The organism is Micromonospora humidisoli, from assembly GCF_016900955.1.
GTDB classification, from domain to species: domain Bacteria; phylum Actinomycetota; class Actinomycetes; order Mycobacteriales; family Micromonosporaceae; genus Micromonospora; species Micromonospora wenchangensis.
Genome location: NZ_JAFEUO010000004.1, coordinates 141253 through 165632, shown reverse-complemented (window position 1 = coordinate 165632; position 24380 = coordinate 141253). Strand labels below are relative to the sequence as shown.

Here is a 24380-nt window from a genome sequence, read left to right as displayed (position 1 = left end):
GGCAGCCCTCCGCGCCGGCCCGGCACCCCAATACCATCACGTCCGGACGAACCCTGCAATAGCCGCTGCTCGATGGATGTGGCCGGGATGCCCGGCCGGCCCCGATCGGCGGGGGCCGTTGTGCCAGCCTGGTAGCCGGACGACGAGGTGCCGGGAGGCGACATGGGATACGCGGTGGTGCTCGGCGAGGCGCTGATCGACCTGCTGGACGCCGAGTCCGGCGGCGGGCCGGTGTTCCGGCAGGCGATCGGCGGCGGCCCGCTCAACGTCGCCGTCGGGGTGGCCCGGCTCGGCGGCACGGCCGAGTTCGTCGGCTCCCTCGGCGACGACGTGCTCGCCGGCCGCATCCGGACCTTCCTCGCCGCCGCCGGGGTCGGGCTGACCGGCGTGGTCACCGTGCCCGCACCCACCACGCTGGCGGTCACCACCCACACCGGGGCGGAGCCGGACTTCCGGTTCTACGGCGAACCACCGTCGTACGGCCTGCTCGCCGCCGACGACCTGGACGTGGCGCTGGTCGAGGGCGCGGACGTGCTCTACTGCGGTTCGATCGTGCTGCTGCGCCCACCGACGCTCGCCGCCGCCCGGCGGGCCTGGTCGCTCGCGCCCGGCCTGCGGGTCTTCGACCCCAACGTCCGACCCCGCCTGCTGTCCGGCCCGGCGGAGCTGGCCGCCCTGCGCCAGGTGGTGGTGGAGTTCGCCGCCGGGGCGCACCTGGTGAAGCTCAGCGGCGCCGACGCCGCCCTGCTCTGGCCCGACGAGCCGGCCGAGGGGGTCGCGGCGTACCTGCGGGAGGTGGGCGCGGGCACGGTGGTGGTGACCCTCGGCGCGGACGGCGCGCTGGTCGCCGCCGGCCCCGACCCGGTCCGGGTGCCCGCCCCGACGGTGCACGCGGTGGACGCCACCGGCGCGGGCGACTCGGTGATGGCCGCGCTCGTCGCCGAACTGCTGGCCGACGGCGAGCCGGGCACGCCTGACGACTGGCACCGACGGGTCGCGTTCGCCCTGCGGGTCGCCGGTCTGGTCTGCGAGTCGCCCGGCGGCGCGGTCGCCATGCCCACCCGGGACGCGGTCCGCCGCCGCTTCGCCGACTGAGCGCCACCCGGTCGCCGGGCCGGCCGGCCGTGCCCGGCGCGGTGCCGGCCCGTCCGGGCCGGCCGCGACGGCCGGCGACTCAGGGCGTGCCGTCGAGTTCCCGGTAGCCCCGGCGGGCGGCGACGAGACCGGGGCGGGCACCGAACGGAGAGTCGGCGGCCACCCGCTCCGGCGGGGCCCCGCCGGTGTGCGCAGCCCGGATCAACCAGGCCAGCTCCACCAGCCGAGCGTGCTGGGCCCGGACGAACCCCACGTCCACCGGCGTGCCGTGACCCGGCACGACCACCGTGTCGGGCGTGGCCATCCGCAGCAGGTCGGCCACCGCGTCCGGCCACTGCAACGGGTACGACTCCTCGAACGCCGGCGGCCCGGACTGCTCCACCAGGTCCCCGGCGACCAGCACGTCGGCGTCCGGCACGTGCACCACCAGATCCGCGTCGGTGTGCCCGTGGCCCGGGTGTCGCAGCACGACCCGCCGGCCACCGACGTCCAGCACCGTCTCGGTGTGCACGGTGTGGGTCGGGGCCAGCAGGGTCGTCCCGGCCAACTCGTCGGCGAGCGCCGGCTGGGGCGACCGCATCTCCTCGTACGCCGCCCGGCGCAGCCGGTCCGGCCGGTCACGCATGGCGGCGGCGGCCACCTCGTGGGCGTACACCGGGCGGGGCGGGTCGGCGGCGAGCGTCGCGTTGCCGAAGCAGTGGTCGAAGTGGTGGTGGGTGTTGACAAGCGTCCACGGATACGGGGTGACCGCCCGCGCGGCGTCGGCCAGCGCGGCGGCCTGCCCGGCGGTGGACAGGGTGTCCACCAGCAGCGCCGCGCCGTCACCGACCACCAGTGTGACGTTGACGTCGAGCAGCGGCTCGCGCAGCACGTGGACCCCGTCGGCGACCGCCGTGAACCGGAACGTCACGACGCCCGCTCCGCCCGTGCCACGAAACGCTGCCTGTCGACCAGGGCCCGCTCCACCCGGCCCGAGGCCACGGTGGTGTCGCCGTCGGTCACCGTCACCTCGAACAGCAGCCGTCGGCCGTCGGCCCCGACCAGCCGGGCGTCGGCCACCACCGTCCGCCCGACGGGGGTGGCGGCCAGGTGTGCCAGCTCCACCCGGACCCCGACCGTGGTGCTCCCGGCGGGCATCCCGGGGGCCGTCGCGGCCACCGTGGCCGCCTCGGCGAGGGCCAACACCCGGGGGGTGGCCAGCACCGGCACGTCACCGGAGCCGACGGCGGCCGCGGTGTCGGCCTCGGTGACGGTCAGCTCGACCCGGGCGGTCAGCCCCGGCGGGAACGGGTCGTCCGGTTGTTCCTGCATGCGCTCAGCCTAGTGGGGGGTCACCGGGGCCGACCGGACGACGGGCCGGCCGGGACACCCGCCCGTCGGCGCACCGGTGGTCGGCGGTGGTCGATGCGTCGCCCACCGTTAACCTTGACCGCGATGGCCGTTGTGACTGAGCCCCCGCCCCCCGTCCCGACCGACACCCCCGACCCGTCCGTCGGTGGGCGACGGCGGGTGACAGCGATGTCCGTCTGGGGCGTCGCCTTCGTCGTGACCTGGCTGGCCATCGGCCTGCCGACCGACCCGGCGTACGCCTTCCTGTGGATCTGGGCCGGCACCGTCGCCTGGAACTGGGGCCGGCCGTGGCGCAGTCACCTGCGCTTCGCCCGGGACTGGATCCCGGTGGTGCTGCTGCTCGCCGTCTATAACCTGTCCCGGGGCTTCGCCGACAACGGCCGTACCCCGCATGCCTACGAGCTGATCGTCGCCGACCGGCTGATGTTCGGCTGGGCGACCGGGGGCGAGGTGCCGACGGTCTGGCTCCAGCAGCACCTCTACCAGCCCGACGTGCGCTGGTGGGACGTGCTGGTGAGCTGGGTCTACTTCTCCCACTTCGTGGTGACGCTGGCCGCCGCCGCCGTGCTCTGGCTGCGTAGCCGTGAGCGCTGGGGGGCGTACATGCGGCGCTGGGGCTTCCTGTGCGCGGCGGGCCTGGTCACCTACTTCGCCTACCCGGCCGCGCCGCCGTGGTGGGCGGCGCAGAACGGCCTGCTCAGCGAGGTGGCCCGGATCTCCACCCGGGGGTGGAAGGAGTTCGGCATGCACGGCGCGGGCAACCTGCTCAACGCCGGGCAGATCGCCTCGAACCCGGTCGCCGCGATGCCGTCGCTGCACACCGCCTGGGCGTTGTTCGTGGTGCTGTTCTTCCTACGGTCGACCCGTCGCCGCTGGTGGCCGCTGCTGCTGGCGTATCCGCTGGCGATGACCTTCACGCTGGTCTACAGCGGCGAGCACTACGTCATCGACGTCCTGGTCGGCTGGGCGTACGTGGGGATGACGTTCCTGGTGGTCGGGCTGGCCGAGCGGGCCTGGCGGGCCCACCGCGCCCGGCGCGGTGCCCCCGCCGACGGTCCGCCGCCCGGCGGACCCGCCCCCACCCCGGCCACCGTCACCCCGGCGGGCGGCGTCGGACGCTGATCAGCGGGCCCGGCGGGCGGCGTGCGCCCGCGCGGTCAGTTCGGCGGCGAGCGCCCACGCCTGCGTCAGGTCACGGTCGTGCGCGGCGGCCCCCGAACCGCCGGCCGTGTCGACGTGCACGGTGGCCAGCCGCAGCCGGCGCTGCGCCGGCCCCTGCACCACCCGGACGCTCTGCATCCGGGCGTACGGCACCAGCGTCAACTGCCGGGTGAGCAGGCCGGAGCGGACGGCGAAGACCCGCTCGTGCAGCCCCGCCCCGAGCACCCGGGCGCTGAGCGGGTGCAACCAGCGGGCCCGGGTCGGCGGGGGCGTCAGCGGCAGCGCGGTCAGCGTCACCCCGGGCAGCACCTCGTCGACGATCGCCGCGCCGACGGCCAGGTCACCGACGGGCAGCAGCCGGTCGGGCCGGTTGCGGTCGTCAGCCTCGCCGCCCGAGTAGCCGGCGACCTCCAGCCGCAGCCGCAGCCATCCCTTCATCCGCCAGAGCAGCGGCCAGGTCACCCCGACGGTCTGCACCCGCTCCAGCGGCACGGTCTGCATCCGCGTCTCCAGCAGGCCGTTGTGGATGCGCAGCCGGTCGGACTCGCGGGCCAGCCGGAAGTTCCAGTCGTCGAGGACCCGGCGGACCGGTTGCAGCAGCACGCCGGCCATCGCGGTCAGGGTGCTGGCCACCGCGATGAACGACCAGGAGCCCTCGGAGAGGAACTGCGCCACCACGAAGGCCACCCCGAACGGCAGCAGGAACGCCTGCGGGGTGAGTAACTGGCTGACCAGCAGGTCGGTGTTCGGCACCGCGTGCAACGACCGGCCGGCCGGCTCCCGGTCGTCGGCCGGCGCGGCGACGTCCCCGCCCGGCTGGGGGAGGCCCGCCGGCTGCGCGGCGGGGCCGGTGGTCGCGCCGTCGGGCAGGCCGGCGGCCACGGCGAGCAGCCGTTGCCGCAGCCGGGCCGCGTCGGCGACCGACAGGTACGCCAGCGGCGCTTCGGTCTTGCCGCCGCCGACCACCTCCAGACGCAGCTCGGCCAGGCCGGTGAGCTGCGCCAGCAGGGGGCGCACCACCTCCACCGCCTGCAACCGCTCCAGCGGGATCGCCCGGGTCCGCCGCCACAGCAACCCCTCGTGCACCCGCAGTTCCCGCCCGACGATGTGGTAGCCGGTGTTGTACCAGCTCACCACCGCCAGCACCGTCGCACCCAGGGCGAGCACCGCCACCAGCACCGCGAACCAGCCGAAGCCGACCCGGGACAGCGTCGACCAGGAGAGCCCGGCGATCACCACGACCAGGGACTTCGCCCCCTGCAACACCGGGCTCAGCGGGTGCAGCCGCTGCCGCGGCTCGGCACCGGTCGGCCCGCCCGTCCCCACCGGTGCAGCCTCCGGGGCCGCCGGGACGTCCGTGGCCACCGGCGGATGCGACGCCTGCGGCGTGCCGGGAACCGCCGGAACCTCAGGGGCCGCCGGGTGGGGGGCGGCGGGGCCGGGCGAATCGTCGGTCACAGCCCCTCCGCCCGGTCCTCACCGAGGGCGGTGAGCCGGTCGCGGAGCCGGGCCGCCTCGGCCGGCCGCAGGCCGGGCACCCGGGCGTCGCTGGCCGCCGCGGCGGTGTGCAGCTGCACGGTGGCGAGGTCGAAGGCGCGTTCCAGCGGGCCCGCGCTGACGTCGACGAACTGCATCCGCGAGTACGGCACGATGGACAACCGGCGGACCAGCAGCCCGTGCCGGACCAGCAGGTCGTCGGCGCGTTCGGCGTACCCCCAGGCGTGGACGGCGCGGACGATCGTCGCCACCCGCCAGCCGCCGCCGAGCAGCACCACGGCGCAGCCGGCACCGAACAGCCAGTGCCCGGTGAACGCCCAGCCCAGCGCCAGCCCGACCAGCAGCACCGCCAGGCCCATTGCCAGGCGGAGCAGTTCGACCCAGATCAGGTCGGTCGAGATGCGCTGCCAGTGGACCGTGTCCGGCCAGGGTTCCAGGGCGCTCACCGGGGACTGGGGTGGCTCGGCAGCGTTCACGCTTCGAGGGTATGCGATTCGGGGAGCGCGGTGACCTCACGGAGGAACCCGCGGGCGTCGAGGAAGTCGCCGAGGCTGCCCCGGTGGGCCGGGCAGGCGAGCCAGGTCTTGCGCCGCTCGGGGTCGTGCAACCGGGGATTGTTCCAGCGCAGCGCCCACACGGCTGGCGCACGGCAGCCCCGGGACGAACAGACGGCGGGGGTGGGATCGGTCACCAGGGGAGTCTAGGCGCGCACCGGGACCGGAGAGCGCGCACCGGGACCGGAGGAGAGATGAGCGCCGGGCGGCCACGGGGGGAGCCGCCCGGCGACGGGGTGAATCGTACACGCGGCAGACCCCTTCGTGTCCAGCCTCGTTCAGCGATTCGGTGATCCGGACGGCGTACCCGAAATCGGGTTCTCCCCGCCTCGGCTCTCAGCCGGGCATGCGAGTCTTGTTACCGCACCACGCCACGACGACCCGATCATGCTGTGGAGGACCGGTGGCCCAGCCGACCACGCCCGACGCCCCGACCCCGAACGGGACGGCCCCCGAGACACCCGCGGCGGTGACCACCCCCGCCCAGGACGCCACGCTGTTGGAGCGGGCCCTGTTCGAGATCAAACGGGTGATCGTCGGTCAGGACCGGATGGTGGAGCGGATGTTCGTGGCGCTCCTGGCCCGGGGACACTGCCTGCTGGAGGGGGTGCCCGGGGTGGCGAAGACCCTCGCGGTGGAGACGATGGCCCGGGTGGTGGGCGGGCAGTTCGCCCGGGTGCAGTTCACCCCGGACCTGGTGCCGGCCGACATCATGGGCACCCGGATCTACCGGCAGTCGAGTGAGAAGTTCGACGTCGAGCTGGGCCCGGTCTTCGTGAACTTCCTGCTCGCCGACGAGATCAACCGGGCTCCGGCCAAGGTGCAGTCGGCGCTGCTGGAGGTGATGAGCGAGCGGCAGGTCTCGATCGGCGGCCAGAGCCACCGGGTGCCCGACCCGTTCCTGGTGATGGCGACCCAGAACCCGATCGAGCAGGAGGGTGTCTATCCGCTGCCGGAGGCGCAGCGGGACCGTTTCATGATGAAGATCGTCGTCGGGTATCCGACCGATGCCGAGGAACGGGAGATCGTCTACCGGATGGGGGTCGCCGCGCCCGAGCCGGCGCAGGTGTTCAGCACCGACGACCTGCTCGCCCTGCAACGCAAGGCCGACCAGGTCTTCGTGCACAACGCCCTGGTCGACTACGCCGTACGGCTGGTGCTGGCCACCCGCAGTCCCGCCGAGCACGGGATGCCCGACGTGGCCCGGCTGATCCAGTACGGGGCCAGCCCGCGTGCCTCGCTCGGCCTGGTCCGGGCCACCCGGGCGCTGGCCCTGCTGCGCGGCCGGGACTACGCGCTGCCCCAGGACGTCCAGGACATCGCGCCGGACATCCTGCGCCACCGGTTGGTGCTCAGCTATGACGCGCTCGCCGACGACGTGCCCGCCGACCACGTGGTGCACCGGGTGATGTCGACCATCCCGCCGCCCTCGGTCGCACCCCGGCAACAGGCGTCCGGGCCGCCGCCGGTCAGCGGCCCGCCGGCCGCCGGCTGGCCCGGGCAGCACCCGTGACCGCACCGGTACGCCCGGCCGACGCCGGTGGAGAGCGGACCGAGGCGGTGCTGTCCCGCCTGCAACTGCTGGTGACCCGCAAACTCGACGGGCTGCTCCAGGGCGACTACGCGGGTCTGCTGCCCGGTCCGGGCAGCGAGGCGGGGGAGTCCCGCGAGTACCGACCCGGCGACGACGTACGCCGGATGGACTGGCCGGTGACCGCCCGCACCACCACCCCGCACGTGCGGCGTACGGTGGCCGACCGGGAGCTGGAGACCTGGCTGGCGGTGGACCTGTCGGCGAGCCTGGACTTCGGCACCGGCCGGTGGCTCAAGCGGGACGTGGTGGTCGCCGCGACCGCCGCGCTGACCCACCTGACGGTGCGCGGCGGCAACCGGATCGGCGCGGTGATCGGCACCGGGGAGCAACCACCGCCCGCGCCCGCGCGTCGGTGGCGGTCCGCGCCGCCGGTGCCGCCCGCCGGGCCGGGGGTGCTGACCCGGGTGCCGGCCCGCTCCGGCCGGCGGGAGGCGCAGGCGCTGCTACGCGCCGTGGCGCACGCCCCGCTGCGCCCCGGGCGCGGCGACCTGGGCGCGCTGATCGACCTGCTCAACCGGCCCCCGCGTAGGCGGGGCCTGGCGGTGGTGATCTCGGACTTCCTCGCGCCGCCCGAACAGTGGGGCCGGCCGCTGCGTAAGCTGCGGGTCCGGCACGACGTGCTGGCCATCGAGGTGGTCGACCCGCGTGAGCTGGAGTTGCCCGACGTGGGGGTGCTGCCGGTGGTGGACCCGGAGACCGGGGAGCTGCACGAGGTGCAGACCGCCGACCCGCGGCTGCGTCGCCGCTACGCCGAGGCGGCCGCCGCCCAGCGCGGCGCGATCGCCGCCGAGTTGCGGGCCGCCGGCGCCGGACACCTGATGCTGCGTACCGACCGAGACTGGCTGCTGGACATGGTGCGATTCGTGGCCGCCCAGCGGCACGCCCGCACCCGGGGGACGACGCGATGATCCGTTTCATGCAACCGTGGTGGCTGCTGACGCTGGTGCCGGTGCTGGCCCTGGCCGCGGCCTACGTCTGGCGGCAGCGCCACCGCCGGGCGTACGCGATGCGGTTCACCAACGTGGACCTGCTGCGTACCCTCGCGCCGAAGGGGTTGGGGTGGCGGCGGCACGCGGCGGCGACCGCGCTGCTGCTGGCGATGGTGGCGCTGGCCACCGGGATGGCCCGCCCGGCGATCGACACCCAGGAGCCGCTGGAGCGGGCGACCGTGATGCTCGCCATCGACGTGTCGTTGTCGATGCAGGCCGACGACGTGTCGCCGAACCGGTTGGAGGCGGCCCAGGAGGCGGCGAAGCAGTTCGTCGGCGAGCTGCCGGCCAGCTACAACCTGGGGCTGGTCTCCTTCGCCAAGGCGGCGAACGTGCTGGTGGCGCCCACCAAGGACCGGGCCGCGGTGACGGCGGCGATCGACGGGCTGACCCTGGCCGAGGCGACCGCCACCGGCGAGGCGGTCTTCACCTGCCTGGAGGCGATCCGGTCGGTGCCGGCCGACGGCGCGGCCGGTATCCCGCCGGCCCGGATCGTGCTGCTCTCCGACGGGTTCCGCACGTCGGGCCGGTCGGTGGAGGAGGCCGCGGCGGCGGCGCAGGCGGCGAACGTGCCGGTCTCCACGATCGCGTTCGGCACCGACTCGGGGCAGGTGGACATCGGTGGTCAGTTGCAGCGGGTGCCGGTGGACCGGCTGGCGCTGGCCCAGCTCGCCGAGACCACCGAGGGTTACTTCTACGAGGCGGCCTCGGTGGCCGAGTTGAAGCAGGTCTACCAGGACATGGGTTCGTCGATCGGGTTCCGCACCGAGCCCCGCGAGATCACCCAGTGGTACGCGGGGGTGGCGCTGCTGCTGGCGCTCTGCGCGGGCGGGCTGAGCCTGCTCTGGACGTCCCGGATGCTGTGAGGCCGGCCCGGACGTCCCGGGTGTGGTGACTCGTACCCCGGACGTCCCGGGTGGGGCGTCCCCAATCCGGGGCGTCCCGCCGGGGTGCGCGGGTCGGCGCGGCGGCCGGTGGCGGTCTCAGTGACCGCCGCCGGCCAGGACGAACACGACGGCCACCCAGACGGCGGCGAGGGTGAAGCCCAGCGGGGCGACGTAGCGGCTCATGAATGGCTCCGGTGGCGACTGGACGGTCCGCGGGGCGGGCGGAACCGCAGGGATTGGTCAGGGCGCGCACACGAAGTCGTGACCGGGCTGCTCCACCGGGGCGTCCCGGCGCGGGACGGCAGCACCGACCGGTCCGCCGGCCGGGGCCGGGAACGGGTGGTGACGGGGGAGCGGGAGCTGGGTCAGCTCGACCGACTGAGTCGTGGCTCAGCGGGGCTGACGGACGGCCCGGCCACGACTGGGAGGATCGCTATCTCGCACAGCGATCACCTCCTGCGGTCGGCGGGGCCAAAACGCGAGTCGCATTCGGCTCGCGGACGCCGATCATCGTACAACGGGGACACCCGCACCGCGCATTCGGCCGTCCCGCCCCGGACGGTGTCCGGCCGCTCCCGGAGGGTGGTCGCACCGCGATTCCTCCCGGCCGCCGCGCCGGGTCCGGTGGCGCACCGTTAGCGGTTACCTGTCGGTAACGCCTAGGCTCCGACCGGAATGATCAGCGGAACCGAAGGGGGACCCGTGGCCCGTACCGTGCTGGTGACCGGCGGCAACCGGGGAATCGGACTGGCCATCGCGCAGGCCTTCGCCCGGCAGGGCGACCGGGTTGCGGTCACCCACCGCAGTGGCGACGCGCCGGAGGGGCTGTTCGGGGTCCGGTGCGACGTCACCGACTCGGCCTCCGTCGACGCCGCCTTCGCCGCGGTCGAGGCCGAGCTGGGCCCGGTCGAGGTGCTGGTCGCCAACGCCGGTATCACCGACGACACGCTGCTGATGCGGATGTCCGAGGAGCAGTTCACCGGGGTGCTCGACACCAACCTCACCGGCGCGTTCCGCTGCGCCAAGCGGGCCTCGTCCAAGATGCTCCGGGCCAAGTGGGGCCGGATGATCTTCATCTCGTCGGTGATCGGCCTCTACGGCGGCGCCGGCCAGGTCAACTACGCGGCCAGCAAGGCCGGCCTGGTCGGGGTGGCCCGGTCGATCACCCGGGAGCTGGGCAGCCGCAACATCACCGCGAACGTGGTCGCCCCGGGCTTCATCGACACCGAGATGACCGCCGCGCTGCCCGAGGAGCGCCGCACCGAGTACCGCAAGGTCATCCCGGCCGGACGGTTCGCCGCGCCGGACGAGGTCGCCGGGGTGGTCACCTGGCTCGCCTCGGACGCCGCCGGCTACGTCTCCGGCGCCGTCATCCCGGTCGACGGCGGCCTCGGCATGGGTCACTGAGAACGTACGGAGGAAGCCAACACATGTCAGGACTGCTCGCCGGTAAGCGGCTGCTCGTCACCGGCGTCATCACCGACGCCTCGATCGCCTTCTCGGTGGCGAAGCTCGCCCAGGACAACGGCGCCCAGGTCGTGCTCACCGGCTACGGCCGGCTCTCGCTGGTCGAGCGGATCGCGCGGCGGCTGCCCCAGCCGGCGCCGGTCATCGAGCTGGACGTGACCAGCCCGGAGCAGCTCGCCGGCCTGGCCGACAAGGTACGCGAGCACGTCGACGGCCTCGACGGGGTGGTCCACTCGATCGGCTTCGCCCCGCAGAGCTGCCTCGGCGGCGGCTTCCTCGACGCCCCCTGGGAGGACGTGGCGACCGCGCTGCAGGTCTCCACGTACTCCTACAAGTCGCTGGCCATGGCGGCGCTGCCGCTGATGTCGCCGGGCGGCTCGGTGGTCGGGCTCACCTTCGACGCCACCAAGGCGTGGCCGGTCTACGACTGGATGGGGGTGGCCAAGGCCGGGCTGGAGTCCGCCTCCCGCTACCTCGCGCTGCACCTGGGCAAGCAGGGCATCCGCAGCAACCTGGTGGCCGCCGGGCCGCTGCGCACGATGGCCGCGAAGTCGATCCCCGGCTTCGAGCAGTTCGAGCAGGCGTGGACCGAGCGCGCCCCGCTGGGCTGGAGCCTCACCGACCAGGAGCCGGCCGCCCGTGCCTGCCTGGCCCTGCTGTCGGACTGGTTCCCGGCCACCACCGGCGAGATCGTCCACGTCGACGGCGGCTACCACGCCCTGGGCGCCTGAGCCGCACGTGGGGGCCCCGGCGCGGGGCCCCCACGTAACCCGCATGACCAGGGGCCGTCGTCAGGCCGTCGCCGACCGCGGGGGAGAATGACCCCATGTCGTACGACGCATTGGTGCTGGTCTCCTTCGGTGGCCCGGAGCGGCCCGAGGACGTGCTGCCCTTCCTGGAGAACGTGACCCGGGGGCGGGGGGTGCCGCCCGAGCGGCTGGCCGAGGTCGCCGAGCACTACCTGCACTTCGGCGGGGTCTCCCCGATCAACCAGCAGTGCCGCGAGCTGCTCGCCGCGATCCGGGCGGACCTCGCCGCCCACGACGTCGACCTGCCCGTCTACTGGGGCAACCGGAACTGGGACCCGATGCTCGCCGACACCGTGGCGCAGATGCGCGACGACGGGGTCACCCGGGCGCTGGCGTTCGTCACCAGCGCGTACGGCGGCTACTCGTCGTGCCGGCAGTACCAGGAGGACATCGCCGCCGCGCGGGCCGCCGTCGGCCCGGACGCCCCGGTGATCGACAAGCTGCGGCAGTTCTGGGACCATCCGGGCTTCGTCGAGCCGCACGCCGACGCGGTGCGTTCGGCGCTGGCCCAGCTCGACCCGGCCCGGCGGGACACCACCCGGCTGGTCTTCACCGCGCACTCCATCCCCACCTCGGCGGCGGCCACCGCCGGCCCGCACGGCGGCCGGTACACCGCGCAGCTGACCGAGACCGCCCGCCTGGTGCACGCCGTCGCCGCGCCCGACCTGCCCTATGACCTGGTCTGGCAGAGCCGCTCCGGCCCACCGCAGGTGCCGTGGCTGGAGCCGGACGTCAACGACCACCTGACCGCCCTCGCCGGGCAGGGTGTCACCGGGGTGGTGGTCAGCCCTATCGGGTTCGTCTCGGATCACCTCGAGGTGGTCTGGGATCTCGACACCGAGGCGTTGGAGACGGCCAAGCAGCTCGGCCTGGACTTCGTCCGGGCCGGCACCCCCGGCACCGACCCGAGGTTCGTGGCGATGGTGCGTGAACTGGTGGCCGAACGCACCACGCCCGACGGGCCGGCGACCCGCCGCCGCCTCGGTGAGCTGCCGATGTGGGACACCTGCCCGACCCCGTGCTGCGTGCCGGCCGCGCGCCGCCCCTGATGCCGACCACCCGCCCTCCCCGACACCCCCTTGGGACGACAGATGCTTGACCGCAAGCCGGTGCAGAGCTGGCTCACCGACATGGACGGCGTGCTGGTGCACGAGGGTCAGCCGGTGCCCGGCGCACCGGAGTTCGTCAACCGGCTCCGGTCCTCCGGCAAACCCTTCCTGGTGCTCACCAACAACTCCATCTACACCCCGCGCGACCTGCAGGCCCGGCTCACCCGGATGGGCTTCGAGGTGCCCGAGGAGGCGATCTGGACGGCGGCGCTGGCCACCGCCCAGTTCCTCGCCGACCAGCGGCCGGGCGGCACCGCGTACGTGATCGGGGAGGCGGGGCTGACCACCGCGCTGCACGCCGTCGGTTACGTGCTGACCGACTTCGCCCCGGACTACGTGGTGCTGGGGGAGACCCGCACCTACAGCTTCGAGGCGATCACCAAGGCGGTCCGGCTGATCAACGACGGGGCCCGCTTCATCTGCACCAACCCGGACGTCACCGGCCCATCGGTGGAGGGCGCGCTGCCCGCCGCCGGATCGGTCGCCGCGATGATCTCGAAGGCGACCGGGGTGGAGCCGTACTTCGTCGGCAAGCCCAACCCGATGATGATGCGTTCGGCGCTGAACACCATCAACGCGCACTCCGAGAGCACCGCGATGATCGGCGACCGGATGGACACCGACATCCTGTGCGGGCTGGAGGCGGGGCTGGAGACGATCCTGGTGCTCACCGGGATCAGCACCCGGGCCGAGACGGAACGCTACCCGTACCGGCCGTCGCGCATCGTCGACTCGGTGCTCGACCTGATCGACGAGATCTGACCCGTACCGGACCGGCGGGCCCGGCCGGGTGCGGTCAGGGACGCAGCGGGGCGTTGCAGGCGGCCACCAGCGCCTGCCGGCAGGCGGTGGTCAGTGGGCGCAGCGCGGCGTCGCGCTGCTGCGCCTCGTGGTTGTTGATCGCCCCGCCGGGCGCGCTCTCCCCGGCCAGCGCGAGCACCCGGTCGAGCACCGCGGCGCGGGCGAACAGCCGCCGGGAACGCGGGTCGAACCCGGGCGGCAGGTCGGTCGCGCCGTCCGGGCGACGTAGTGCGGCCAGCGCCCCGGCCAGTTCGGGCCGCCACTGGGCCACGTCGAGCCGGGTCAGCGCGGCGGTCGACTCGGCCAGCGCGGTGGCCAGTTCGGCCTCCGCCTCGGCGGCCCCCGGCGCGGTCAGCGACGCCTTCGGCGCGTCGGCCGGCAGCGGATAGACCCGCCACAGCACCGTTTCCCAGGTCATCCCGGAGCCGGAGGTGTGGGTGCGCACCTCGGGGATCAACCCGAGCCCACCGGCCACCACGGCCTCCCCGGCCAGCAGCGCGGCCCCGGCGAAGTCGCCCGGACCGGGCAGCCCCCGGGGGTCGCCCGGCGCGGGCAGCACCAGCCGGATCTCGTCCGGGGAGAGCTTGGCCAGCGCCGGCAGGGCCTCGCGCAGCGGCACGTCCCGCCAGGTGCCCGGCGCGTCGGCGACCAGGTGCTCCTCGTCGCCGGCGACCGACTCGGCGACCTCGTCGAAGGGGACCAGGCCGGCCCGCCAGGCGCGTACCCAGGCCACGAAACGGCTCGACCGGCGCGCGGCCAGGGTGGCCGCGCCCGTTGCGGGGGAGGACATGCCGAAAGGGTACGTGCTCCCCGCCGTCCCTGTCTCGACTGCCGCATCGAAGGCCGGTCGGGTGGCCCGCCGGGCCGGCGGCGCGTGGCGGATCGGGTGGGCGCGTCGGGAGGTGCCGGGGCGCAGCGGGGGATAGCGTGATCGACATGGCGGGGCGATACGGCGAGGACGTGCTGGCGGGCGACTGGCGACGACGGAAGGTCACCGCCGAGGTCGACGCCGAGCCGGATCTCGTGGTGGAGGACGCCGACTCCGGGTTCTGCGGCGCGGTGGTCGGCTTCGAGTCGGGGGCGGTGGTGCTGGAGGACCGGCACGGCCGGCGGCGGGTCTTCCCGCTGCTGCCCGCCGCGTTCCTGCTCGACGGGGAGCCGGTGACCCTGCGCCGGCCGGCCCGTGCCCCGGTGCCCGCCGCCCGTCGCCGGACCGCCTCCGGGTCGATCGCCGTGGCCGACGTGCGGGCGCGGGTGGCCAAGGCCAGCCGGATCTGGGTCGAGGGCGTGCACGACGCCGCCCTGGTGGAGCGGATCTGGGGTGACGACCTGCGGGTCGAGGGCGTGGTGGTGGAGCCGTTGGACGGCATCGACGCCCTCGACGCCGAGGTGCGCGGCTTCGCCCCCGGCCCCGGCCGCCGGTTGGGGGTGCTCGTCGACCACCTGGTGCCCGGCTCCAAGGAGAGCCGGATCGTGGCCCGGGTGAACTCCCCGTACGTGCTGGTCACCGGGCACCCGTACGTCGACGTGTGGCAGGCGGTGAAGCCGGCCGCGCTGGGTATCCGGGCCTGGCCGGTGGTGCCGCCCGGCCGGCCGTGGAAGGAGGGCGTCTGCGCGGCCCTCGGGGTGGCCGAGCCGGCCGAGATGTGGCGGCGCATCCTGTCCCGGGTGGACAGTTTCGCCGACGTCGAGACGCCGCTGATCAACGCGATGGAACGCCTGATCGACTTCGTCACCGAACCCGACTGACACCCGCCGGCCGACCCACCGGTCCCGATGGGCGGCCCGGTCAGGGCTCCTGGTCGGGGGTGCGGGTGAAGACGAAGGTGCCGATGTCCAGGCCCACCGCCCGCCCGTCCGGGTCGCGGAGCACGGCCATGACCTCGCCGTCCTCCTCACCGGAACGGCCCCGCCAGCGGTCCGGTCCGGTCGGGGTGAACCGCAGCGTCGGGTCGCCGGGTCGGCCGGCCCACAGCTCGCCGGCCGGGTCGGCCCGGACCTCGTACTCGATGCCCATCCACCACCAGCGGCCGGTCAGCTCGGCCAGTTCCGCCGCCGGTGGCGCGGCGGCCGGACGCCAGGGCGTGACCGGCGTCGGCGCGGCGTCCAGGACCAGGGTGAGCAGTTGCCGGGACAACCCACCGATGTGGCCGGTGCGGAACCCGTACGAGTTGGCGAAGCCGACCACGGCGGTCCGGCTGGGCCGGTGCACGGTCAGCGCGGCGACGTAGCCGGGCATCGAGCCGCCGTGACCCACGTACACCCGGTCGCCCTCGCGGTACAGCTCCAGCCCCAGGCCGTGGCCGCCGCGCCAGGAGTCCAGGTCGCTGAGTATCACCGGGGCGCACATCTCGGTGAGGGTGTCGGCGGCGAGCACCTCGGGGTCGGGGTCGGCGAGGAACGCCGCCCACCGGGCGAGGTCGGTCACCGTCGACCAGAGCTGCCCGGCGGGGGCCATCGCCCCGGTGTCGGTACGCGGCTCCTCCCGCAGCGTGTCGTGCCACGGGTGCACCACGTATCCCGGCGCGTACGGCGCGGTGGGATGGTAGGTGGTGCGGCGCAGGCCCAGCGGGTCGAGGATCCGGGTGGTCAGCAGCTCCGCCCAGGGCGTCCCGGTGATCCGCTCCAGCACCCCGCCGAGCAGCCCGTACGCCAGGTTGGAGTAGTGGTAGCCGCGCCAGGCGGGGTAGCCGACCTTGTCCGTGCTCACGCCGGCGACCAGGGTGGCCAGGTCGGTGCCCTCGGTGCGTTCCCACCACGGGCCGTCGGGCTCGCGGAGCAGGCCGCTGGCGTGGCCGAGGAGCTGGCGCAGGGTGAGCCCGCCGACGGCGGTGCCCGGCAGGTGCCGCTCCAGCGGGTCGTCCAGGGTGAGCCGGCCGGCGTCGCGTTCCCGCATGACCAGCGTGGCGGTCATCGTCTTGGTGATCGAGCCCACCCGGTACTGGAGGGCGGCGTGGGGGCGCGGGTGGTCGCCGGCGGCAGCCAGGTGCACCAGGGTCCCGTCCCGTACGACGCCCAGCGCCAACGACGGCGTACGCCCGGTGGCCTGGGTCTGTGCCACCAGGGTGTCGATCCGACGGACGGTCTCGGCGAGCAGGGTCACGATCGGCTCCTTGGCGGCGGTCGGAACGGGCCTGAACTGAGCTTACTGATCATCAGAAGTGGGTGGATTCGCGTGGACGTGTCACGATCGGGGGGTGGACGCCGTGGTGTGGATCGTGCTGGGTGTGCTGTTGGCCGTCGCCGAGATCTTCACGACGACGCTGTTTCTGATCATGTTCGCGGTCGGCGCGTTCGCCGCCGCCGGGGCCGCCGCGCTGGGTGCGCCCGTCGCCGTGCAGGCGGTGGTCTTCGCCGTGGTGTCGGCGCTGACGGTGGCGCTCGCCCGGCCGACCATCCGCCGGCACATGCGGCCGTCGCTCGACAGCGGCGAGCAGCCGTTCGGGGTGCAGGCGCTGGAGGGCGCCACCGCCCTGGTGATCGAGCAGGTCGATGCCGAACAGGGCATGGTGAAGATCGACGGCGAGTTGTGGACGGCACGTCCGTACGACGCGACGCAGACCTTCGCCCCCGGTGCGCGGGTGCAGGTGATAAAGGTCCAGGGCGCGACCGCCCTGGTGTGGCAGGACGACATTTCCTCAGCCGGCGAGCTGCCGGAAGCGAAAAGGTGACGGTATGGAATTTGTAGCGGTCCTGTTGGTGGCCGTAGCGTTGATCATAGTGGTGACGCTGGCCAAGGCGGTGCGGATCGTGCCGCAGCAGCGTCAGGACGTGGTGGAGCGGCTCGGCAAGTACAAGAGCACCCTGAACCCGGGCCTGAACCTGCTGGTCCCGTTCGTCGACGCGGTGCGTACCAAGGTCGACATGCGGGAGCAGGTGGTCAGTTTCCCGCCGCAGCCGGTGATCACCTCCGACAACCTGGTGGTGTCGATCGACACCGTCCTCTACTACAAGGTCGTCGACTCGGTCCGGGCGACCTACGAGATCGCCAACTTCATCCAGGCGATCGAGCAGTTGACCGTCACGACGCTGCGTAACGTGATCGGTTCGCTCGACCTGGAGCGGGCGCTGACCAGCCGGGAGGAGATCAACAGGCACCTCTCCGGCGTGCTCGACGAGACCACCGGCCGGTGGGGCATCAAGGTCACCCGGGTGGAGATCAAGGCGATCGAGCCGCCGCCGAGCATCCGCGACTCGATGGAGAAGCAGATGCGCGCCGAGCGGGACCGCCGGGCGGCCATCCTCAACGCCGAGGGGCACAAGCAGTCGCAGATCCTCACCGCCGAGGGTGAGAAGCAGGCCGCGGTGCTGCGCGCCGACGGTGACCGGCAGGCCCGCATCCTGCAGGCCGAGGGTCAGGCGAAGGCGATCCGGACGGTCTTCGACGCGATCCACACCGCCAACCCGAGCCAGAAGGTGCTGGCCTACCAGTACCTCCAGGCGCTGCCGCAGATCGCCAACGGCACGGCCAACAAGGTCTGGATCGTCCCGGCCGAGCTGACCAAGGCACTGGAGGGCATGGGCGGCGCGCTGGGCGGGCTGAGCAAGATGGTCGGCGACGAGCCGGCCCCCGAGGCGAAGCGCACCGCCAGCGAGGTCGAGCGGGAGGCCGCCGAGGCGGCCGAGGCGGCGGCGAGCGCCGCCCAGCAGATCCACGACGAGGTACGCGTCGCCGAGGCGCAGGCCACCGGCAGCAACGTGCCGAAGGGGCTGCCGGCACCCGAGCCGGTCTCCCCGGCCAGCCTGGTCACCGACCCGGCCGACCAGCGCGAACGGGCCTGACCCCGCCGCCGCTCACCCCGGGCGGCAAATGTGAAAAACGCTCATCCGGCGCCCCGACGCCTGCCACGATCGGTCCTGAGGGACGGGTGGTGGTCAGGCCCGGGGCGTCGACGCGTTCCGTGCCACCCGTCACCGCAGACGGGTCGGCCGGGTGGCCCGCCCGTGCAGGCAGCCGGCGAAGCCCGGCGGAGCGGACGAGGTGAGGCATGAAGGACCCGGCGCAGCGGCTGTTCTCCCGTACCCCCGTTCCCGGCGCACACGACCCGGCGGGGCCGCTGGGCACCCGGCGCACCGGCGGCGGCTTCGGGGTGCTGCCCTTCGTCGGCGACCCCGGGCCGGCCGCGCCGGCCACCGACGCCAGTTGGGCCTGGTCGCTGCGCCGGCTGGCCCGCGCCGCGGTCTGGCTGCTGCCCGCCTACGCGGTGCTGACCGGCACGGTGGCGACGGCCGGCGACGGCGGGGTCGGCAACGCCCCCTACCCGGCCGACGGCCAGCCGCTCTACCTGCTCGGCTGGGTGGCGGCGATCTGGCTGGGCCTGCTCGCCCTGCTCGCGCTCACCGGCCTGCTCGCGGCCACCCGCAGCCGGCGGGGCGCGGTGGCCGGCCTGCTGAGCAGCATCGGCGGTACGGTGCTGATGCTGCCCTTCGCCGGCCTCGCCGCGCAGACCCCCGTCTTCGGCACCACCGCCCGGACGCTGGTGCTGCTCGGCGCCACCTGTTACACCGTGGGCTGGCTGCTCATCGGCTGGGCGGTGGCCCGGTCCGGGGCGTTCGCGATCGGTGACGGGGTGATGTTGATGATCGCCGCCCCGCTGCTCGGCCTCGGCGGCGCGCTGTTCGGCCCGGTGCAGACCTTCGGGGCGATCTTCGTGCTGGTCGCCGGGATCGGCATCGGCTACCGCTCCGGCCGCCTCGTCCCGGCCACCATCGCCCGCGACGCCGCCACCGCCAGCGTCACCACCCCCTGACCCTCCCTCCCCGCTCCCGCCCGGCCCCGCCTGGCCCGCCCCGGTGATCAAGATGTTCGGGTCAGGAATCCGGACGGCACGCACCCAAACCTCTTGATCACCGAGCCGGGGGAGAGACGGGATGGACCGGACGGACCGGGACGGCAGGGCCGCGGGACGGGGAAGTCGCTGGCAGGTCACGGTGAGTTACCTGACAATCGGTTGCCGGAGTGGGCCGCTGGCCCGTGTGGTGGCAATGCTTACCCGCATGTCCTCACCCCGGACGCCGCTGACGCGGCTGCTCACCGTGCTGCTCGCCGGCCTGCTGGCCGGCCTGGTCCTCGCGGTCGCCGCGCTGCCGGGCAACCTGCTCGCGGGGCTCGCCACCAGGGCGGTGCTCGGGGCGTTCGACGACCTGCCGGCGGCGCTGCGCACCCCGGCCACCCCGCAGCGTTCCTACCTCTACGCCAACGACGGTAAGACGCTGCTCACCACGTTCTACGACGTCAACCGCACCGACGTGCCGCTGGCCGAGATCGCCCCGACGCTGCGGCAGGCGATCGTCGCCGCCGAGGACCGCCGCTTCTACTCGCACGGTGGGGCCGACCTGCGCGGGATGGCCCGCGCCCTGGTCGCCAACGTCACCGGCGGCGGAACCGCCCAGGGTGGCTCCACGCTGACCATGCAGTACGTGCGCAACGTGCTCAAGAGCGACCCCAGCCGGACCGCCGAGGAGCGGCAGGCGGCCACCGACCAGACCGTCGGGCGCAAACTCCAGGAGATCCGGTACGCCACCGAGCTGGAGAAGACCCTCAGCAAGGACGAGATCCTCAACCGCTACCTCAACATCGCCTACTTCGGCTCCGGAGCGTACGGGGTCGCCGCCGCCAGCCAGCGCTACTTCGGCAAGTCGCCGGCCGACCTGACCCTCGCCGAGTCGGCGCTGCTCGCCGGCCTGGTCCAGTCGCCCGACGCGTACAGCCCGATCGACGGGGACCGGGAAGCGGCGCTGCAGCGGCGCGGGTACGTGCTCGACTCGATGGTCGCCACCGGCGCGATCACCGCCGCCCAGGCCGACGAGGCCCGCGCCGAGAAGCTCACCCTGCACCCCACCGCCCAGCCCAACGGCTGCACCGCCGCGGTGACCGCCGACGCCGGGTTCTTCTGCGACTACCTGCGCCGCTGGTGGCTGGAGCAGCCCGCCTTCGGCGCGACCGAACAGGAGCGGGAGCAGGCGCTGCGCCGGGGCGGCTACCGGGTGGTCACCTCCCTCGACCCGGACGTCCAGGCCACCGCCGCCGCCGAGGCCCGCAAGGTCTACCCCGCCGACGACGCCCGTGCGCTGCCGATCGCCGCCGTCGAACCCGGCACCGGCCGGGTGCTCGCCCTGGCCGTGAACCGGGAGTACGGGGTGGGCGACGGGCAGACCGTCAACCCGCTGGTCTCCGGCGGCGGCAGCATCACCGGCTACCAGGCCGGCTCGACGTTCAAGCTGTTCACCATGCTCGCCGCGCTGGAGAACGGTCGCACCCTGTCCACCGGCTTCGACTCGCCGAGCCGGCTGACCACCCGGTTCCCCGCCGAGGGCGAGGCCTCCTGCGGCGGCAGGTGGTGCCCGGCGAACGCCAACCCGGCGCGGATGGACGGCTACCGGATGATGTGGGACGGCTTCGGCCGCTCGGTGAACACCTACTTCGTCTGGCTGGAGGAGCAGGTCGGCCCGGCCAAGGTGGTGGAGATGGCGCAGCGCCTCGGGATCACCTTCCGGGCCGGGACCGACGCCGACCTCGCCGCACACGACGCCGACAACTGGGGGGCGTTCACCCTCGGGGTGTCCGCGACCACCCCGCTCGACCTGGCCAACGCCTACGCGACGGTGGCCGCCGAGGGGACGTACTGCGCGCCGACGCCCGTGGTGTCGGTGACCGGCCCGGACGGCTCGACCGTTCCCGTCGGCACGCCGTCCTGCAAGCAGGTGCTGACGCCGGACGTGGCGCGGGCGGCCACCGACGCGGCCCGCTGCCCGGTCGGCCAGCAGTCGGCGTACGGGCAGTGCAACGGCAGCACCGCCGGTGGGGTGGACCGGATCGTGGGCCGCCCGGTGGCCGGCAAGACCGGCAGTTCGGAGAAGAACGCCACCGAGACGTTCGTCGGGTTCACCCCGCAGGTGGCGGTCGCCGGTATCGCCGCCAACCCCGACGACCCCAGCGACGCGGTCGGCGCGGCGGTGCAGGGTGAGGTGATCACCGCGGTCGCCCGGACCATCCGCACCGCGGTCGACGGCCAGCCGGTGCGGGACTTCACCGCACCCAGCCGGGAACTCGCCGGCAACCCGCAGCGCCCCACGCCCCGCCCGTCGCCCCGGACCCCGGAGCCGGAGGACCAGAACTTCCCGTCCGACCTGCTCCGCTGGCTCCAGAACCGCCGGGGCTGACCCGCTGTCGCCCGGCCCCGGCCGGGCTGCGATTGACGCGACATCGCCGCAACAGCGGTGTCCGTCCCGCTGGATACCACTGTTGCGCTCCACCGCCGGCCGGGCGTGCCTCCCGGCCGGGCCTGCCTCCCGCCCCGGGCGGGCGGGCCTACCCGTCGGGCGGGCCTGGCCTACCTTCGGGTGATGGCGGTGGCGACCGCCCGGTCCAGGGCGGCGGCCACCGTCGTCGGATCGGCATCGCCGTCGATCACGGTGAAGCCGGCGAACCCGGCCAGCGCCCGGTAGCCGGCGTCCAGCGCGGTCAGGTGCGCCAACTCCTCGGTGTCGATGCCCCGGGCCAGCACCCGCCGCCGGGCCAACTCCGGGGTGACCGCCAGGAAGCAGACCAGGTCGGGCTCCGGGAAGACGACGTACGCGGCGCGGACCAGGCGGACGCCCCGGTCACCCCGGGCCCGCATGATCACGTACTGGCACCAGGTCCAGCGGTCCATCACCCCGACCCGCCCGGTCAGCCGGGTGACCGCCACCGCGCGGGCCAGCGCCAGCCAGCGCACCGTCGCCTCCAGCAGCGGATAGCAGCGCCGGCCGAACAGGTGCACGCCGTCGCGGCGGCCCACCGCCTGTGCCAGCCGGTTCCACAGCGGCCGGCCGCCGGCGTTCTCCAGGTAGACCGCCGGCACGCCCGCCGAGTTCAGTCGCCGGGCCAGGGCGGTGGCCTGGGTGGACTTGCCGGAGCCGTCCACGCCCACCAGCGCCACCATCGTCGATCGTCGCACCCCGGGCACACTAGCCACCCCGGACAACGGACCCCTGTCGCCTGCCCCCACCCGGGCAACCGGCTCGGTCCCGCCGTGGCCGGGTCCCACGCGTGACTCGGCCCTGACCGGGCAACCGGCTCGTCCGTCGCCCCGATCCCGACTCGGCACTCCATGATCGACTCAGTGTCGCCGCAACAGGGGTGTCCCTGCCGCTTGATACCGCTGTTCGGGCGACATTGCGAGCAGCATCCGGCCTGCGGGCCCCGGCCTGCGGGTCGGACCGGGTGGGTGTCAGCGGCGGCGGGGGCGGTAGGTGGCCAGGGTGGCCGGGATGCCCCGGCGGACGATGCCGGCCCGGTCGGTGTCGCCGCGCAGCAGGGCCGCCGCCGTCTTGCGGGCCTGGTCGAGGGTGAAGTGCGGGGGCAGCATCAGCTCCGCCGGGTCGACCACCGCGTTCACCACCACCGGACGGTCGGCGGTCAGTGCCCGCCGCCACAGGCCGTCGACCTGGTCGGGGGAGTCGACCAGCACACCGTCCAGGCCCAGCACCTCGGCCCACCTGTGGTACGCCACGTCGGGCAGGTCCTGACTGGCCGGATAGCGCGGGGTGCCCTCGGTGGACCGTTGTTCCCAACTGACGAACGCCAGATCCCGGTTGTTGAGCACCAGCACCACGAAACGCGGGTCGGCCCACTGCCGCCAGTTCTTCGCCACGGTGATCAATTCGTTGACCCCGTTCATCTGCATCGCCCCGTCGCCGATCAGCGCCACCACCGGCCGGTCCGGGTGGGCGAACTTCGCCGCCAGCGCGTACGGCATGGCCCCGCCCATCGACAGCAGGGTGCCGGAGAGGCTGGCCAGCATGCCGGGGCGGACCTGGAGGTGGCGGGCGTACCAGGCGGTGGCGGTGCCGCAGTCCACCGCGATCATCGCGTCGTCGGGCAGCGCGTCGTTGAGGGTGTGGAAGAGCAACTGCGGGTTCACCGGGTGCGCCGGCTGCCCGGCCAGCTCCGCCTGGGCCTGCCGCCACCCCGAGGTGGCGTCCGCGACCGTCGAACGCCAGGCGGTCGGCGTCGGCCCGTCACCCAGCTCCCGCAGCAGCGCCCGCAGGGTGGGGCCGGCGTCGCCGGTCAGGTTGACCTCCGTCGGGTAGCGCAGCCCCATCCGGGTGCCGTCCAGGTCGATCTGCACCGCACGGGCCTGCCCCTGCGGCGGATAGAACTCCGAGTACGGCATGTTGCTGCCGACGATCAGCAGCCGGTCGCACTCCTGCATGAGCTGCCAGCTCGGCCGGGTGCCGAGCAGCCCGATCGCCCCGGTCACCCACGGCTCACGGTGGTCGACGGCGGTGAAGCCGAGCAGCGCGGTGGCCACCCCGGCACCCAGCCGGTCGGCGATCAGCCGTACCTCCGCCTCGGCGCCCAGCGCCCCCTGCCCGACCAGCATCGCCACCTTCTCGCCGCCGCGCAGCACCTCGGCGGCGCGGCGCAGGTCCGCCTCCGGGGGCACGGTCGGCATGCTGCTGGGGGCCGCGCTGGTGTGGTAGTAGCCGTGCGCGTGCGGCGGGTCCGGGACCGCCGGCTCGTCCTGCACGTCCAACGGGAGCACCAGCGCGGTCACCGTCCGGCGGGACAGCGCGGTCCGGCAGGCCCGGTCCACCAGGTGCCGCACCTGGGACGGATCGTCGAGCTGGGCCAGGAAGTCCGAGGCCACGTCCTTGTAGAGGGCGAGCAGATCGACCTCCTGGTAGTAGCCGCCGCCCTCGGCGGTGAGCGCGGTGTTGCCGACCAGGGCCACCACCGGCTGGTGGTCGAGCTTGGCGTCGTAGAGGCCGTTGAGCAGGTGGATCGCGCCGGGGCCGCTGGTCGCCAGGGCGCAGCCGAGCGGGCCGCCGCCGTACTTGACGTGGGCGCTCGCGGCGAAGCCGGCGGTCTCCTCGTGGCGTACCTGGACGAACTCCACCCGGTCGCCGGCCCGTTGCAGGGCGGAGGTCATCCCGTTGATGCCGTCGCCCGGGTAGCCGAAGTAGCGGTGCACCCCCCACTCGGCGAGGCGGGCCACGATGTGGTCGGCGACCGTGGCGTTCTTCGGCAACCGGCCGTCGGTGGTGCCCGCTGCGCTCATCGTGGTGGTCCCTCCGGTCGTG

Annotated in this window: 23 protein-coding genes; 14 read left to right on the top strand and 9 right to left on the bottom strand. The window is 74.2% G+C overall.

Going from position 1 to position 24380, the window contains the following annotated elements; translation table 11 throughout:
* Nucleotides 1-162: 162 nt before the first annotated feature.
* Nucleotides 163-1095 (top strand): carbohydrate kinase family protein, encoded by a 933-nt coding sequence (locus JQN84_RS15550; protein WP_204959103.1) that lies wholly within the window; start codon nucleotides 163-165, stop codon nucleotides 1093-1095.
* Between the two features lie 79 nt (nucleotides 1096-1174).
* Here the strand turns inward: JQN84_RS15550 and JQN84_RS15545 are convergent, their stop codons facing one another.
* Nucleotides 1175-2005: an MBL fold metallo-hydrolase gene (locus JQN84_RS15545; protein WP_204959102.1), complete on the bottom strand. Its 831-nt coding sequence runs from the start codon at nucleotides 2003-2005 to the stop codon at nucleotides 1175-1177.
* A complete protein-coding gene (locus tag JQN84_RS15540) occupies nucleotides 2002-2406 on the bottom strand; it encodes a thioesterase family protein (protein ID WP_204959101.1) in 405 nt (134 codons plus the stop codon). The genes JQN84_RS15545 and JQN84_RS15540 overlap by 4 nt, the downstream gene beginning before the upstream one ends.
* Before the next feature lie 123 nt (nucleotides 2407-2529).
* On the opposite strand from JQN84_RS15540, the gene JQN84_RS15535 reads away from it, so the two are divergent.
* Nucleotides 2530-3567, top strand: a complete 1038-nt coding sequence (locus tag JQN84_RS15535) for a phosphatase PAP2 family protein (RefSeq protein ID WP_204959100.1) — start codon at nucleotides 2530-2532, stop codon at nucleotides 3565-3567.
* Here JQN84_RS15535 and JQN84_RS15530 read toward each other — a convergent pair whose 3' ends face one another.
* Genes JQN84_RS15530 through JQN84_RS15520 form a run of 3 tightly spaced genes read right to left on the bottom strand, consistent with a single transcriptional unit; the run spans nucleotide 3568 to nucleotide 5794 of the window.
* Complete coding sequence (locus tag JQN84_RS15530; protein ID WP_204959099.1) at nucleotides 3568-5064, bottom strand: PH domain-containing protein; 1497 nt, start codon at nucleotides 5062-5064, stop codon at nucleotides 3568-3570.
* A complete protein-coding gene (locus JQN84_RS15525; protein ID WP_281895881.1) occupies nucleotides 5061-5579 on the bottom strand; it encodes a PH domain-containing protein in 519 nt (172 codons plus the stop codon). Before JQN84_RS15525 ends, JQN84_RS15530 begins: the two co-directional genes overlap by 4 nt.
* Nucleotides 5576-5794 (bottom strand): hypothetical protein, encoded by a 219-nt coding sequence (locus JQN84_RS15520; protein WP_204959098.1) that lies wholly within the window; start codon nucleotides 5792-5794, stop codon nucleotides 5576-5578. The genes JQN84_RS15525 and JQN84_RS15520 overlap by 4 nt, the downstream gene beginning before the upstream one ends.
* Nucleotides 5795-6060: 266 nt before the next feature.
* Between JQN84_RS15520 and JQN84_RS15515 the strand changes: the two genes are divergently transcribed.
* The 7 genes from JQN84_RS15515 (at nucleotide 6061) to JQN84_RS15485 (ending at nucleotide 13274) form a co-directional block, all read left to right on the top strand.
* Nucleotides 6061-7170, top strand: coding sequence for an AAA family ATPase (locus JQN84_RS15515; protein WP_204959097.1), 1110 nt, complete (start codon nucleotides 6061-6063; stop codon nucleotides 7168-7170).
* On the top strand, nucleotides 7149-8159 hold the full coding sequence (locus tag JQN84_RS15510) for a DUF58 domain-containing protein (RefSeq protein WP_204959612.1): 1011 nt from the start codon (nucleotides 7149-7151) through the stop codon (nucleotides 8157-8159). Before JQN84_RS15515 ends, JQN84_RS15510 begins: the two co-directional genes overlap by 22 nt.
* The gene (locus JQN84_RS15505) at nucleotides 8156-9106 is read left to right on the top strand and encodes a VWA domain-containing protein (protein ID WP_204959096.1); all 951 of its coding nucleotides are present in this window, start codon (nucleotides 8156-8158) and stop codon (nucleotides 9104-9106) included. The genes JQN84_RS15510 and JQN84_RS15505 overlap by 4 nt, the downstream gene beginning before the upstream one ends.
* A gap of 723 nt (nucleotides 9107-9829) precedes the next feature.
* On the top strand, nucleotides 9830-10534 hold the full coding sequence (gene fabG, locus JQN84_RS15500) for a 3-oxoacyl-ACP reductase FabG (RefSeq protein ID WP_204959095.1): 705 nt from the start codon (nucleotides 9830-9832) through the stop codon (nucleotides 10532-10534).
* Nucleotides 10535-10557: 23 nt separating this feature from the next.
* Nucleotides 10558-11325: an enoyl-ACP reductase FabI gene (gene fabI, locus JQN84_RS15495; protein ID WP_204959094.1), complete on the top strand. Its 768-nt coding sequence runs from the start codon at nucleotides 10558-10560 to the stop codon at nucleotides 11323-11325.
* 95 nt (nucleotides 11326-11420) lie between these two features.
* Nucleotides 11421-12452, top strand: coding sequence for a ferrochelatase (locus JQN84_RS15490; protein WP_204959093.1), 1032 nt, complete (start codon nucleotides 11421-11423; stop codon nucleotides 12450-12452).
* Nucleotides 12453-12494: 42 nt separating this feature from the next.
* Nucleotides 12495-13274: an HAD-IIA family hydrolase gene (locus JQN84_RS15485; protein WP_088645665.1), complete on the top strand. Its 780-nt coding sequence runs from the start codon at nucleotides 12495-12497 to the stop codon at nucleotides 13272-13274.
* Between the two features lie 34 nt (nucleotides 13275-13308).
* Here JQN84_RS15485 and JQN84_RS15480 read toward each other — a convergent pair whose 3' ends face one another.
* A complete protein-coding gene (locus tag JQN84_RS15480) occupies nucleotides 13309-14103 on the bottom strand; it encodes an Rv1486c family protein (RefSeq protein WP_204959092.1) in 795 nt (264 codons plus the stop codon).
* 146 nt (nucleotides 14104-14249) lie between these two features.
* Here JQN84_RS15480 and JQN84_RS15475 point away from each other — a divergent pair, with 146 nt between their 5' ends.
* Entirely contained in the window at nucleotides 14250-15062 is an 813-nt protein-coding gene (locus tag JQN84_RS15475; protein ID WP_204959091.1) for a DUF3097 domain-containing protein, read from the top strand.
* 40 nt (nucleotides 15063-15102) lie between these two features.
* Here the strand turns inward: JQN84_RS15475 and JQN84_RS15470 are convergent, their stop codons facing one another.
* A complete protein-coding gene (locus JQN84_RS15470; RefSeq protein WP_204959090.1) occupies nucleotides 15103-16416 on the bottom strand; it encodes a serine hydrolase domain-containing protein in 1314 nt (437 codons plus the stop codon).
* Nucleotides 16417-16510: 94 nt separating this feature from the next.
* Between JQN84_RS15470 and JQN84_RS15465 the strand changes: the two genes are divergently transcribed.
* From JQN84_RS15465 to JQN84_RS15450, 4 genes are all read left to right on the top strand, one after another.
* Nucleotides 16511-16984, top strand: coding sequence for an NfeD family protein (locus JQN84_RS15465; protein WP_204959089.1), 474 nt, complete (start codon nucleotides 16511-16513; stop codon nucleotides 16982-16984).
* A gap of 4 nt (nucleotides 16985-16988) precedes the next feature.
* Nucleotides 16989-18095, top strand: a complete 1107-nt coding sequence (locus JQN84_RS15460; protein WP_204959088.1) for an SPFH domain-containing protein — start codon at nucleotides 16989-16991, stop codon at nucleotides 18093-18095.
* Nucleotides 18096-18301: 206 nt separating this feature from the next.
* A complete protein-coding gene (locus JQN84_RS15455; RefSeq protein WP_204959087.1) occupies nucleotides 18302-19063 on the top strand; it encodes a hypothetical protein in 762 nt (253 codons plus the stop codon).
* 235 nt (nucleotides 19064-19298) lie between these two features.
* Nucleotides 19299-21476 carry a transglycosylase domain-containing protein gene (locus tag JQN84_RS15450; RefSeq protein ID WP_239485505.1) on the top strand — a complete coding sequence of 726 codons (2178 nt, stop codon included), beginning with the start codon at nucleotides 19299-19301 and terminating at the stop codon, nucleotides 21474-21476.
* Nucleotides 21477-21646: 170 nt separating this feature from the next.
* On the opposite strand, the gene JQN84_RS15445 is transcribed toward JQN84_RS15450, so the two are convergent.
* Together JQN84_RS15445 and JQN84_RS15440 are read right to left on the bottom strand one after the other, a co-directional pair.
* Complete coding sequence (locus JQN84_RS15445) at nucleotides 21647-22252, bottom strand: dTMP kinase (RefSeq protein ID WP_204959085.1); 606 nt, start codon at nucleotides 22250-22252, stop codon at nucleotides 21647-21649.
* Nucleotides 22253-22525: 273 nt separating this feature from the next.
* A complete protein-coding gene (locus JQN84_RS15440) occupies nucleotides 22526-24358 on the bottom strand; it encodes a thiamine pyrophosphate-requiring protein (protein WP_204959084.1) in 1833 nt (610 codons plus the stop codon).
* Between the last annotated feature and the right edge of the window lie 22 nt (nucleotides 24359-24380).

Coding starts and splice junctions, on each gene's coding strand:
- JQN84_RS15550 (WP_204959103.1), top strand. CDS start 163: ATGGGATACGCGGTGGTGCTCGGCGAGGCGCTGATCGACCTGCTGGAC.
- JQN84_RS15540 (WP_204959101.1), bottom strand. CDS start 2,406: ATGCAGGAACAACCGGACGACCCGTTCCCGCCGGGGCTGACCGCCCGG.
- JQN84_RS15535 (WP_204959100.1), top strand. CDS start 2,530: ATGGCCGTTGTGACTGAGCCCCCGCCCCCCGTCCCGACCGACACCCCC.
- JQN84_RS15505 (WP_204959096.1), top strand. CDS start 8,156: ATGATCCGTTTCATGCAACCGTGGTGGCTGCTGACGCTGGTGCCGGTG.
- fabI (WP_204959094.1), top strand. CDS start 10,558: ATGTCAGGACTGCTCGCCGGTAAGCGGCTGCTCGTCACCGGCGTCATC.
- JQN84_RS15490 (WP_204959093.1), top strand. CDS start 11,421: ATGTCGTACGACGCATTGGTGCTGGTCTCCTTCGGTGGCCCGGAGCGG.
- JQN84_RS15485 (WP_088645665.1), top strand. CDS start 12,495: ATGCTTGACCGCAAGCCGGTGCAGAGCTGGCTCACCGACATGGACGGC.
- JQN84_RS15480 (WP_204959092.1), bottom strand. CDS start 14,103: ATGTCCTCCCCCGCAACGGGCGCGGCCACCCTGGCCGCGCGCCGGTCG.
- JQN84_RS15475 (WP_204959091.1), top strand. CDS start 14,250: ATGGCGGGGCGATACGGCGAGGACGTGCTGGCGGGCGACTGGCGACGA.
- JQN84_RS15460 (WP_204959088.1), top strand. CDS start 16,989: ATGGAATTTGTAGCGGTCCTGTTGGTGGCCGTAGCGTTGATCATAGTG.
- JQN84_RS15455 (WP_204959087.1), top strand. CDS start 18,302: ATGAAGGACCCGGCGCAGCGGCTGTTCTCCCGTACCCCCGTTCCCGGC.
- JQN84_RS15450 (WP_239485505.1), top strand. CDS start 19,299: ATGCTTACCCGCATGTCCTCACCCCGGACGCCGCTGACGCGGCTGCTC.
- JQN84_RS15440 (WP_204959084.1), bottom strand. CDS start 24,358: ATGAGCGCAGCGGGCACCACCGACGGCCGGTTGCCGAAGAACGCCACG.